The following is a 6,910-nucleotide window of genomic DNA, read 5'->3' as shown; positions in this document are numbered from 1 at the left end:
CGAGGAGGAGTCCATATACGCGCTACTAAATTGCGCATGTACTAAACATGGTGGTTGTAAGGATCTGCACGGTGTCATCATCAACTGATATTTTTGGGCATGGCCGCTAACGACTGAGGTACTTCACCACCGATTGTTGGTTGGTAGAGGCAGGAGCGGTCGAGCTGTGAGAGGCTGGTTAGCCCTAGCAGGGCCATATTGCGCTCAATTTCACGCTGTAAAAGATCGGCAACATGTTCTACTCCGGCCTGCCCCGCGCAGGCGGCGGCGTAGTTGAAGGGGCGCCCCACAAAGACAAAATCAGCCCCCAATGCCAGCGCCTTGATCACATCGGTGCCACGCCGAAAGCCGCTGTCGATCATAATAGGAATATCACTAACGCGACGCTTGATCTCGGGCAGCACTTGGAGCGGGGAAATGGTGCAATCCAACTGGCGGGCGCCATGGTTTGAAAGAATAATGCCATCAACCCCTGCCTGCTGAGCACGTACTGCGTCTTCCGGGTTTAATATCCCTTTGACGATCAAGGTATCGGGCCACAGGCGCCGGACTAGATCGAGATAACCCCAGTCAAAATGGCGCCGCCCCGAAAAGTCCCGCGCTGCTTGTCGGGAGATAACGGGCGCGCCCCGCTCGGCATAGTTGTTTTCGAAATGCGGCATGCCGTGCTTCCACAAGGTGCGCAGGAAGGTATTGCATAGCCAACCAGGTCGTATCAGACCGTCAAATGCTAGGCGAAGGGTTGGCTCTAGAGGGGATGAAAATCCCGAACGGCGGAAATTATCGGGATTAGGGGGTACCGGGTAATCGAGCGTGACGACGAGTTTTTTGAAACCGGCCCGCTGGACACGCGCCAGTAGCGCTTCGATACCATCTGGGGTTCCCGGCAGATACGCCTGGAACCAGTCGGCACCTTCCACCTTGGCCACCTCTTCCATGGGTACCAGCGATGAACCGCTCATAACCATTGGCAGGTTGCGCTTCGCTGCTGCCCGCGCCAGCACTAAGTCGCCCTGGTAAGTTGACAGGGCACTAATGCCCATGGGGGCGATACCGAACGGAACGTTGTAGCGTTTGCCATATAGCTCGGTGTGCAGGTCAATCTGCGAGACATTAACAAACGCCTTGGGCAAAAAGCGGTAATCATCAAAAGCGGTGAGGTTGACTCTCTGGGTTCGCCCATCCTCGGCAACATGGTCGATATAGCCAAAAATTGGCCTGGGCAACACTTTTCGGGCCAGCCGCTCAACATCATGCAAGTTATGGATGCTGGCGAGTTTCTTCCGAGTCCATCGTTGTTGGAGCCAACCTTTCACGCAACACTCCTAATGATTGTTCTATCCTCCCCACGCTCGGCAGCCTAGCTCGATTCAGCAGGCACGAAGCGCAGGGCAACGCCATTGTTGCACCAGCGCAGGCCGGTGGGTTCGGGGCCATCTTCGAAGACGTGGCCCTGATGGCCACCGCAGCGGGCACAGTGGTATTCGGTACGGGGCCAAACCAGCTTGAAGTCCAGTTCGGTCAGCATATGCCCTTCCACGTGTTCGAAAAAGCTTGGCCAACCGGTACCGGAATCATATTTCATTTCACTGGTGAAGAGTAACAGATCGCAGCCAGCGCAGCGGTATTCACCCTCCCCCCACTCCTTGTCCAACGGGCTTGAAAAGGCGGGCTCAGTGCCTGCCTTTCGGAGTACATCAAAGGCTTCATCGGAGAGTCTTTCACGCCATTCGGCTTCACTCAGCTCCAGTGTCTCCAGGCCTGATGCAGCCTCCAGGTCAAGCCGTGGAAAGCCAAATGACAGTCCAGGTATCACCGCTACCGCACCGGTTAGTCCGGCCAGGCCTAAAAATTGACGTCTTTTCATGGGTGTCACTCCCCCAGAAGTTGGCAAGGAAAATAATCGGCCAGCAAAAGAGCTCATAAAAATGGGACAGTGCCGTGGCGCTGTCCCATCCTGAGGTCGATCATTACTGTGTAGTTAGTCGCTACCGGGTGCGACTTACTTACACTGGCACGCTACTTTTTTCTGCTACTTTTCCTGCTACTTTTTCTAGCGGCCTGACACGTTGCTCAACTGAGGTCCAGGTCATCAACTGATGTTCAGGTCAGTTGGGGGCCTGCCTGGATAATGGCCTCATTGACGCCTTCGAATTTCTTGAAGTTATCGACGAACTTGGTCGCCAGATCTTTGAGGTGACGGTCGTAGGCGTCACGGTCTTGCCAGGTTTCACGCGGATCGAGCAGGCTGGAATCAACGCCCGGCACGGCAAGCGGCACTTGTAGATTGAGCCCATCGATGTGCTTGGTGTCGATGTCGCGCAGCACGCCAGACTGAATCGCGCTGATGATGGCACGCGTGGTCGGAATGGAGAAACGTGCGCCACCTTCGCCGTAAGCGCCGCCAGTCCAGCCGGTATTAACCAGATACACCTGGGCGTCTTTTTTCTCGACACGCTTGATCAGTAGATCAGCGTACTCACGGGCAGGACGCGGGAAAAACGGTGCGCCAAAGCAGGTAGAGAATGTGGCGGCCAGGCCTTCAGAGGAGCCCATTTCAGTGGAGCCCACTTTAGCGGTGTAGCCGGACAAGAAATGATACGCCGCGGCTTCTTTGGAAAGAATCGACACTGGTGGCAGTACGCCGGACATATCGCAGGTCAGGAACACGATGGCATTCGGCTCGCCAGCCAGGTTTTCCGCTACGCGCTTCTCAACGTGCTCTAACGGGTACGCGGCGCGGGAGTTTTGAGTCAGGCTATCGTCGGCGTAATCAGGCTCACGACGGTCGTCCAGCACCACGTTTTCCAGTACGGTGCCAAACTTGATGGCGTTCCAGATGACCGGCTCGTTCTTTTCGGAAAGATCGATACATTTGGCGTAGCAGCCACCTTCCATATTGAAGACGACTCCATCCCCCCAAGCGTGCTCGTCATCGCCGATCAAGAAACGCGCCTGATCCGCCGAGAGCGTGGTTTTACCGGTGCCAGAGAGACCGAAGAAGAGACAGGTTTCGCCATCTTCACCCACGTTCGCCGAGCAGTGCATGGGCAGTACGTCGGCGGCTGGCAGCAGGAAGTTCTGCACCGAGAACATGGCTTTTTTCATTTCACCGGCGTAGCGCATACCCGCGATAAGCACTTTTTTCTCGGCGAAATTGATGATCACGCAGCCATCAGAGTTGGTGCCATCGCGAGTAGGGTCGCACTCAAAGCCTGCGGCGTTAAGAATCGTCCACTCGTCTTTAACTGCTTGGTTATAAGCCAGAGGACGCACAAACATGGTACGACCAAACAGGTTTTGCCAAGCAGTTTCAGTGGTGACACGTACCGGCAGATAGTGAGCGGAATCGCTGCCCACGTGCAGCTCAGAGACAAAATGCTCTTGGCTGACCAGGTGGTCATTAACTCGATCCCACAGAGCGTTGAATTTGCCGGCGTCGAAGGGCTGGTTAACGTTGCCCCAATCGATTTGGCTGCTAGTGGAGGGCTCGTCAACGATATAGCGGTCTTTCGGTGAGCGGCCGGTCCGCAGGCCGGTATTGACTACCAAGGCGCCGTTGGCTGAGAGGCGGCCTTCGCCACGTGCCACTGCGCGCTCGATTAGTTCGGCGCTGCTGAGATTAACGTGGGATTGGGGAGCGGCTTGAGTCGTGGTCATGTCGATTCCTGGGCTTCTCTCGATTTACCGGGCGTCACCGACGCCTTGATGTTCATCCCAACCACTGTAAAACCGGCTGGGTGCGCTGAAGTTCGGCGCATTATGGCAAAAAGAAAGCCCCCAGGAAACGGGGGCGAAGATCAAATATCTTGTAGTTAAACTACTACAAAGGCACTACATTTTGTGTTGCAGCGCAATAAAAATTCAAACAGTCGTTTGCACGAAACACCAAATTCATTGAATCCATTGGCGCTCCTAGCACTGCTGGCAAACACCCTGGTATACGCTTTCGACTACACGCTTAGTGAATCGTGGGCGATGGCGCTTCGGGGTCGTCCAACAAAGTTTCAATATCCGCTGCTGTGTAGTGATATTTCGTGTGGCAAAAGTGGCATTGGGTATCAATAGCCCCCTGCTCGTGCAAAATATCGCGCAGTTCCTCTTTGCCCAGAGAGTGCAACGCGTAGCTCATACGCTCCCGGGAGCAGGTGCAGCCAAAGCGCAGCGTTTTGGGTTCAAAAACGCGCACGGTCTCTTCGTGATAGAGGCGATGCAGCACCTCGCGCTGCTCAAGGCCGAGCAGCTCTTCTGTTTTGATCGTATCGGCTAGCTGTACGCTGCGATCCCAGGCATCGACATCCTGGTTTTGTGACTCTTCTGGTAGCCGCTGCAGCAGTAATCCGCCCGCACGCTTCTCATCGGCAGCTAGCCAGAGACGGGTTGGCAACTGCTCAGATTGGCTGAAATAGGCTTCCAGACAGCCGCCCAGGGTTTCTTGATCCAACGCCACAATACCTTGATAGCGATTACCTTCGCGGGGATCCAGAGTAATCACGATCTGGCCTTCACCCACCAGTTCGCGGAAGCTGGCGTGCTCGCTGGGCAGTGCGGCGTCTTCGGCTATACGCGCAATCGCACGCAGTTCGCCACCGGGGTTGGATTCGGCCATTAACAGTGACAGAACGCCGCGTCCACGTACTTCGATACTCAATGTGCCATCCAACTTCACGGTATCGGTAAGCAACGCCACGGCGGCTAATAGCTCGCCCAGCAGCTCATTCACCGCCGGAGGGTAGGCATGGCGATCCAGCACTTCGTGGTAGGCGGCCGCCAGGGTGACGATCTCGCCGCGGACATTGGTGTGATCGAACATAAAGCGTTGAATTTGATCGGACATAATTTGGCAACCTAAGGTTTAACTGGTTTATTAGTGGCTAAGGACTACTTGGCTCAGGGTTCTCGCAGCTGACAATCCGCGCTCCTCAGTGCCGAGGGCAGGTTTACGCGAGGGCGCTGTGAACCCATCCATGGGCGCTAATTTTGACATCCCTGTCAAAAGACCCTCGCTTCAACCTGCTCTCGGATCCCGTTATGGGGGAGTAATTAAAGGGAGTCACTCAGCTACGATAGTCTCGTTACTCACCCTGGTGGCGCTGGAAGCGCTGGATATCGCGGCGCTGCTTTTTGTCGGGGCGCTTGAGAGGATGCTGCATCGCTTCGTTAGTGAGGCGTCTTGCTTCGGCCTCTTTGGCACGACGCTGCACACTCTCTTCGGTTTCCGCATAGAGCGTGCGCGCTTCTGGTGCGCCGCGGCGTTGATCCGAAAGCGATAAGACCTCTACCTCTAATATCTCCCAGCCTTGAGGCACGCGAATAAGCGCACCGACTTCCACCTGCTTGCTGGTTTTAGCGCGACCGCCGTCGTAATTCACTTTCCCGCCCTCGATGGCTTTTTTGGCCAGTGCGCGGGTCTTAAAAAAGCGGGCGGCCCACAGCCATTTATCCAAGCGTACGCTGTCACTCATTTAGGCACTCCTTGGGTTGCTGACACCTGTTCAGGAAGCTGTTCGGGTAGCAGGTGGGCAAACCGATCGAGGGCAATAAATTCTTGCAACTCTTTTTCAGGCCGCTGGCTGTCAGGCTGTTTAATGCCCAGCAAATGCTTAATGCCAAACTCACGAGCGCTCTCGAGCACACGGGCGTTGTCGTCGATAAACAGCGTGCGCGCAGGATCAAAGGCTTCGATGTCTTGTAGCGCAAACCAAAACGCCTGCTCCTCTTTGGCGGCTCCTACGTCCTCGGAAGAGACGATCGCGTCCAGGTAACTTTCCAAACCGGTGAGCGGCAGCTTCAGAGCAAGACTCGCACGATCCGCGTTAGTGGCGAGCACGACCCTCGGATGGGCCTGTTTGAGCCATTTGAGGAAATCCAGAGCATCGCTACGCAGGCCTATCAAGTGCTGGACTTCACGCTTCAGAGCGACGATATCCACGCCCAGCTCGCGGCTCCAGTACGCCAGACTGTACCAGTTTAAGGTGCCCTGCTCGCCGACAATGCGCGCGCGCAGCGCTTCCTGAGAGGCCTCATCCAGTTGGTGCAGTTCGCGGTAGCGCCGCGGCAAGTGCTCCAGCCAAAAGTGGCTGTCGAAGTGTAAATCCAGCAGCGTGCCGTCCATATCCAAGAGGACGGTGTCTATCTCGCGCCAATCAATCATTGCCGCTCCAGTCACGTTAGGAGTAAGCGTGCTATTGTAGCTTAACCGCCTTTTACCAGCCATGGAGGCCCACTTTTATGTCTACCTTTCCCCCAACGCGCGACACCTTCAATCACTCTGAGGGTGCCAGCACTAAGCGCTCGAGCTACCAGCAAAAGCCGCAAATTTTGGCTCGCAAGAGCGTGGCCCAGAGTCGTTTATTCCAGATTGAGTCGCTTGATTTGCGTTTTTCTAACGGAGAAGAGCGCCAATTTGAGCGCTTGACCGGCGCTGATCGCGGCGCAGTGATGATGGTGGCGATGCCTGACCCCGACCACGTGCTGCTGATACGTGAATACGCCGCTGGATTTGAAGATTATGTACTCACCCTGCCAAAGGGGTTGGTCGATCCTGGCGAAGATATCATTACCGCGGCTAACCGCGAGTTAATGGAGGAGTGTGGCGTAGGCGCTCACCGCATTGAGCCGCTGGTTGAGCTTTCGCTGGCGCCCAACTATATGCGCCACCGTATGCAGGTACTCCTCGCCACCGACCTTTACCCCAAGCGCCTGCCAGGGGATGAGCCAGAGCCGTTGATTGTTGAAACCCACGCCATTGAGGAGCTACCTGCCCTACTACTGCGCGAGGATTTTCACGAAGCCCGCGCCATCGCCGCACTCTATATCGCCCGGGATAGGTTGCGGGAAGAGAAGCGCAATAGTGCGACAGATTTGCTTTGATAAGGTAGTGAATAGTAAGTGGTAAGGAGTGAATAGT

The 6,910-nt window shown here is 55.6% G+C and carries 7 protein-coding genes; 1 reads left to right on the top strand and 6 read right to left on the bottom strand.

Going from position 1 to position 6,910, the window contains the following annotated elements:
• Positions 1-80 precede the first annotated feature (80 nt).
• The 6 genes from HZU72_RS23395 to yrfG all read right to left on the bottom strand — a co-directional run bounded on the left by HZU72_RS23395 (position 81) and on the right by yrfG (position 6,154).
• A complete protein-coding gene (locus tag HZU72_RS23395; protein WP_180096345.1) occupies positions 81-1,316 on the bottom strand; it encodes an alpha-hydroxy acid oxidase in 1,236 nt (411 codons plus the stop codon).
• Positions 1,317-1,360: 44 nt separating this feature from the next.
• Complete coding sequence (gene msrB / locus HZU72_RS23390) at positions 1,361-1,867, bottom strand: peptide-methionine (R)-S-oxide reductase MsrB (RefSeq protein WP_180096343.1); 507 nt, start codon at positions 1,865-1,867, stop codon at positions 1,361-1,363.
• Between the two features lie 236 nt (positions 1,868-2,103).
• Positions 2,104-3,660: a phosphoenolpyruvate carboxykinase gene (locus HZU72_RS23385; protein WP_180096341.1), complete on the bottom strand. Its 1,557-nt coding sequence runs from the start codon at positions 3,658-3,660 to the stop codon at positions 2,104-2,106.
• A gap of 301 nt (positions 3,661-3,961) precedes the next feature.
• The gene (gene hslO / locus HZU72_RS23380; RefSeq protein WP_180096339.1) at positions 3,962-4,837 is read right to left on the bottom strand and encodes an Hsp33 family molecular chaperone HslO; all 876 of its coding nucleotides are present in this window, start codon (positions 4,835-4,837) and stop codon (positions 3,962-3,964) included.
• A gap of 238 nt (positions 4,838-5,075) precedes the next feature.
• A complete protein-coding gene (locus tag HZU72_RS23375) occupies positions 5,076-5,465 on the bottom strand; it encodes an RNA-binding S4 domain-containing protein (RefSeq protein WP_041157918.1) in 390 nt (129 codons plus the stop codon).
• Positions 5,462-6,154, bottom strand: a complete 693-nt coding sequence (gene yrfG / locus HZU72_RS23370) for a GMP/IMP nucleotidase (protein ID WP_180096338.1) — start codon at positions 6,152-6,154, stop codon at positions 5,462-5,464. The genes HZU72_RS23375 and yrfG overlap by 4 nt, the downstream gene beginning before the upstream one ends.
• A gap of 77 nt (positions 6,155-6,231) precedes the next feature.
• Here yrfG and nudE point away from each other — a divergent pair, with 77 nt between their 5' ends.
• On the top strand, positions 6,232-6,873 hold the full coding sequence (gene nudE / locus HZU72_RS23365; RefSeq protein WP_180096336.1) for an ADP compounds hydrolase NudE: 642 nt from the start codon (positions 6,232-6,234) through the stop codon (positions 6,871-6,873).
• Positions 6,874-6,910: the final 37 nt, after the last annotated feature.

The organism is Vreelandella sedimenti, assembly GCF_013416325.1.
GTDB lineage: Bacteria > Pseudomonadota > Gammaproteobacteria > Pseudomonadales > Halomonadaceae > Vreelandella > Vreelandella sedimenti.
The sequence above is the reverse complement of the archived record's forward strand: the minus strand, read 5'-3'. Positions and strand labels throughout refer to the sequence as shown.

What these genes read in the sequence shown, in the direction of transcription:
- msrB (WP_180096343.1), bottom strand. Translation starts at nt 1,867, where the DNA reads ATGAAAAGACGTCAATTTTTAGGCCTGGCCGGACTAACCGGTGCGGTA.
- HZU72_RS23385 (WP_180096341.1), bottom strand. Translation starts at nt 3,660, where the DNA reads ATGACCACGACTCAAGCCGCTCCCCAATCCCACGTTAATCTCAGCAGC.
- hslO (WP_180096339.1), bottom strand. Translation starts at nt 4,837, where the DNA reads ATGTCCGATCAAATTCAACGCTTTATGTTCGATCACACCAATGTCCGC.
- HZU72_RS23375 (WP_041157918.1), bottom strand. Translation starts at nt 5,465, where the DNA reads ATGAGTGACAGCGTACGCTTGGATAAATGGCTGTGGGCCGCCCGCTTT.
- yrfG (WP_180096338.1), bottom strand. Translation starts at nt 6,154, where the DNA reads ATGATTGATTGGCGCGAGATAGACACCGTCCTCTTGGATATGGACGGC.
- nudE (WP_180096336.1), top strand. Translation starts at nt 6,232, where the DNA reads ATGTCTACCTTTCCCCCAACGCGCGACACCTTCAATCACTCTGAGGGT.